Here is a 3,206-nt window from a genome sequence, read left to right on the forward strand (position 1 = left end):
CTTTGGGACTTTTAAGTCATTTGATAGATAATAAGAACGAACTACTTAGAATTTTTATAGGTGGTGGGCTGGCGCTTATGTATTGGAACCAAAACAATATCTTTTTCAAGAATTTGGTGAAGACAAATGGCACACATGCTGCCCTTTCATTAATCCAGTTATTTCTGGTTTGCATGTTTGTATACTTTGCGATTGCGGATCCGGGATTGGAAAGTATTTCATCTCCTGCTCTTCAGGCAGGCAGTTTGGCTCTTGCGGGATTTACAAGTGTAGGTGCCTGGGTATATGCTTCGAGGCACAACCTGGTACGAGCGGATATGAAAGAAGAGGAGATAAATGCACTAACTAAGAGCAACCTGATGGAACCATTTCCCGCGGTAGTTAATATTGGTCTTGCTTTTGTTGGCCCCTTGGTATGGACTTTGGCCTGGTTTGTTCTGCCACCCATATTTCTCTGGTTATTAAAACCAAAAAATAAAAAGTAAAAGAATAATCAATAGAAAACAGTCTGATATAGGTGCTGAAAACAAATAAGGAAACTGGAAAACAATTATCGAGATGCTCGAAAATATAGGTAATACTATCAAGGACAAAGACAAATCGGCAGTATTGCTGCTGTTGACCTGTTTTACTTTTGTTTTTATTATGCCGGTTTTTGAGTTTCCTTCCAACATCTTTTCCATAATCCTTTTTTCACTAATCCTTTTTTTAGCATCTTACCCTATCTCCAGAAAAGTCATGTTTATCGGATTTGTTGCCATCCTGATTGAACTGGCAACAAGGGCAACTGATTTAATATATCTACATTATTTAGCCGAATTAACGACAAATCTTTTTATAATTTTTCTTGTGGGTTCTGTTGTTAGGCATATGATGAATCAAAAAAACGTCACAATCTATACTTTGGTGAATGCCTTAAATGGATATTTATTGCTCGGAATAATGTTTATGAGCCTGGTAGCTTTTTGTCACTTGTACCTTCCGGGCTCATTCAATGCCAGTGGTAAATCTGACATGGAATTAGTTTATTATACTCTTATAACTTTAACTACCGCCGGCTACGGAGATATTACACCTCAGCTCCCTTTAGCTCAGTCTTTGGCAATGCTTATTGCAGTTACGGGTCAATTCTATGTAGCCGTTGTGGTTGCTATTTTGGTAGGAAAATATGCCAGTAAAAATTAGTTTAATATAAATCTATTTGATGTATCTTGTTGTTCTTTTTGAACAATAAAATATTAAAGAATATGAATAAATCTGCTACCAAGTTTCCATTTATAATAAGTCTGGCTGCCTTTATGATTGTTATTGCAGGATTAATTTATGGGGCTTCATTAATCACCCCAATTTTGATGGCATTGTTTATTTCTATTATTTGTACACAACCCATTACCTATCTTAAGAAGAAGAAGGTACCACAGGGCCTGGCTGTTTTAATTGTATTTGCATTACTTATTGCCATCTTTTTTGGATTTGGAGATTTAATTGGTAGTTCACTGTCTTCCTTTTCGGAAAATTCCGGGATTTATGAACAAAACCTGGATAAAATGGGCACTTCTGTTATAAACTTTTTTAATGATAAAGGGTTTAATATTTCCTATGATAAAATTAAAGGATTGATGGAACCTTCTAAGATCATGGGTTTTACTGCCGGGGCACTAAGTGAACTGGGGGGATTTATGAGTAATTTATTAACGATTCTTTTTTTGGTCCTGTTTCTTCTATTGGAATTGGATGATATTTCGGTAAAAGTAGATGCGATCTTAAAAGACTATTCCGCTAAATATTCTTTTTTTGATGTTATTGCCAAGAGTATTCGCCATTATCTTTCAATTAAAACACTTACAAGTCTTTTAACCGGAATTGTACTTTGGATTATTCTGGCAATAATTGGTGTTGACTATGCCATTTTATGGGGTTTAATAGCCTTTTTATTAAATTATATTCCAACTATTGGTTCTTTTATTGCAGCTTTTCCTGCCGTTTTATTTGCGCTGGTTCAATTGGGATTTGGGGGCGCTTTGGCTACTCTTATTGCATTTGTTGCTGTGAATATGATCATAGGAAGTATTGTTGAACCGAAATTGATGGGCCAGGGATTGGGATTATCTACCACTATTGTATTCTTATCCCTTATCTTCTGGGGATTTGTTTTTGGTACTGTAGGTATGTTTTTATCTGTGCCTCTGACTATGACTATGAAGATCATGTGTGAGCAAAATCCAAAGACAAAATGGATCGCCATTGTTCTGGGAACAAAAAAAGATGCACAAGCTTCAATTGATGAAAGTAAACCCACATGATGGAACTCGAAGAGAATAGACCTTGAAATAAATGGACAAAAAAGTATAAGGGACCTGCCAGATCTTTATAATCGGGTTTCTTAATTAATACTACTTTTGTCCATTGTTGTTTAAAGCTTCTTAGGTAATAATATCAATTAGAGTGATTTGAACCTCAAAAAACCATAATTGAACAAAGTGATTCTTAATAAAAAACTATAGCATTCCTTACCAAAGGTTTAATTTTCCATTTCTTGTAGTTTGGTAAGCGCCTCTGATTTAGAATTGACATCCAGTTTTAAATAAATGTTCTGAATATGAAAATTAATGGTGCTTGTAGTTACAAAAAGCTTGTCGGCAATAAGTTTATATGTCGCTCCCTGACACAGATAATCAATTATTTGATTTTCTCTTTCCGAAAAATTGTTATATGATTTTCTGTGAAACATAGAGATCACGGCTTTAACAATATCATTGCTCATGGTCGCACCTTCATATTTAACAGAATTCAGGGCATTGTACATGCGTTTTTTGGTCACTGGTTTTGTCAAATAACCATTAGCCTGATTCTTGAAAGCCTTTTTGATTATCGCAAAATCTTTTTGGGCACTGATCATTATAACTTTAACATCAGGATCCCGTTTTCTAAACAATCCAATTCCTTTTATGCCACATACTTCGGGCATAGATACTTCAGAAACAATGATATCGGGTAATAGGTCATCATAATTTTCTAAGGCGTCTTCTACCGAATTATAAATACCTTGAAGGGAATAATCCTGGTAGGTTTCAAAATAGTACCTGTATGCGGCGTGAAATAAGTGGTCATTATCTATAACAATTATTTTAAGGATATTTGATTTCATATCTATTAATATTTTGGGGTTGAAAAATAATAAAGAAATAAGAAATTAAAAGTTTGAA

Annotated in this window: 4 protein-coding genes; 3 read left to right on the forward strand and 1 reads right to left on the reverse strand. The window is 34.6% G+C overall.

All coding sequences use genetic code 11. The annotated features are described in order from the left end of the window. The 3 genes from WBN20_RS13150 to WBN20_RS13160 form a co-directional block, all read left to right on the forward strand. A partial coding sequence (locus tag WBN20_RS13150) for a hypothetical protein (protein WP_424282029.1) occupies nucleotides 1-485 on the forward strand: 485 nt, incomplete at its 5' end. A gap of 73 nt (nucleotides 486-558) precedes the next feature. Beyond that, nucleotides 559-1,185 (forward strand): ion channel, encoded by a 627-nt coding sequence (locus WBN20_RS13155; RefSeq protein ID WP_424282030.1) that lies wholly within the window; start codon nucleotides 559-561, stop codon nucleotides 1,183-1,185. 62 nt (nucleotides 1,186-1,247) lie between these two features. Next, nucleotides 1,248-2,303, forward strand: coding sequence for an AI-2E family transporter (locus WBN20_RS13160; RefSeq protein WP_424282031.1), 1,056 nt, complete (start codon nucleotides 1,248-1,250; stop codon nucleotides 2,301-2,303). Nucleotides 2,304-2,521: 218 nt separating this feature from the next. Here the strand turns inward: WBN20_RS13160 and WBN20_RS13165 are convergent, their stop codons facing one another. Beyond that, nucleotides 2,522-3,148 carry a response regulator gene (locus tag WBN20_RS13165; RefSeq protein ID WP_424282032.1) on the reverse strand — a complete coding sequence of 209 codons (627 nt, stop codon included), beginning with the start codon at nucleotides 3,146-3,148 and terminating at the stop codon, nucleotides 2,522-2,524. Nucleotides 3,149-3,206 lie beyond the last annotated feature (58 nt).

The organism is Eudoraea sp., assembly GCF_049665975.1.
Lineage (GTDB): Bacteria > Bacteroidota > Bacteroidia > Flavobacteriales > Flavobacteriaceae > Eudoraea.

Excerpts from the sequence above, each read along its gene's own strand:
- WBN20_RS13155 (WP_424282030.1), top strand. The coding sequence starts at position 559 with ATGCTCGAAAATATAGGTAATACTATCAAGGACAAAGACAAATCGGCA.
- WBN20_RS13160 (WP_424282031.1), top strand. The coding sequence starts at position 1,248 with ATGAATAAATCTGCTACCAAGTTTCCATTTATAATAAGTCTGGCTGCC.
- WBN20_RS13165 (WP_424282032.1), bottom strand. The coding sequence starts at position 3,148 with ATGAAATCAAATATCCTTAAAATAATTGTTATAGATAATGACCACTTA.